Origin of the sequence: Streptomyces calidiresistens, assembly GCF_014141525.1 — a bacterium.
Classification (GTDB): Bacteria; Actinomycetota; Actinomycetes; order Streptomycetales; family Streptomycetaceae; genus Streptomyces; species Streptomyces calidiresistens.
Genome location: NZ_VKHS01001360.1, coordinates 1 through 823, shown reverse-complemented (window position 1 = coordinate 823; position 823 = coordinate 1). Strand labels below are relative to the sequence as shown.

Genomic DNA, 823 nt, shown 5'->3' with positions numbered 1-823 from the left:
GGGTGGGGAGGTCGCGGACCTCCCGCCGGGGCGACCCGGTCCGATCGCGGTGATCGCGCACCGGGGGGCGTCGCGGGACGCCCCGGAGCACACGCCGGCGGCGTACCGCCGGGCGATCGCGGAGGGCGCGGACGCGCTGGAGTGCGACGTGCGGATGACGGCCGACGGCCACCTGGTGTGTGTGCACGACCGGCGGGTGAACCGGGTCTCCGACGGCCGCGGGGCGGTCTCGGCGATGGAGCTGTCCGAGTTGTCGGAGCTGGACTTCGTCTCCTGGAAGGCGCCCGCCGGTGGGCTGCCGGAGGAACCGGACCGGGAGGACGAGGGGGAGCGGGGCGTGCTGACCCTGGACCGGCTGCTGCGGTTGGTGGCGGAGGCGGACCGGCCGGTGGGGTTGTCGATCGAGACGAAGCAGCCCTCGCGGTGGCGGGGCGAGGTGGAGCGGCGCCTGGTGGAGGCGCTGGAGCGGTGCCCGGTGCCCGGTCCGGTGCGGGTGATGAGCTTCTCGGCGCGTTCCCTGCAGCGGACCCGGGCGCTGGCGCCGGAGCTGCCGACGGTGTACCTGATGCACTTCCTGCTGCCCCGGCACCGGGGTGGGCGGCTGCCGGCGGGGGCCTCGATCGCGGGGCCGTCGATCCGGGTGCTGCGCCGGGACCCGGGGTACGTGGCGCGGGCGCGGGCGGCCGGGCACCGGGTGCACGTGTGGACGGTGGACGAGCCGGCGGACGTGGAGCTGTGCGTGCGGCTGGGGGTGGACGCGATCATCACCAACCGGCCGGGAGAGGTGCGGGAGCGGCTGGAGTCCGTGGGTCGGGCCGAGCCG

General features: G+C 76.7%; 1 protein-coding gene. It reads left to right on the top strand.

Features of this window, described 5'->3' with window-relative positions; all coding sequences use genetic code 11:
• Nucleotides 1-52 precede the first annotated feature (52 nt).
• The coding region (locus FOE67_RS27310) for a glycerophosphodiester phosphodiesterase (protein ID WP_323385613.1) at nt 53-823 on the top strand (771 nt) is incomplete at its 3' end.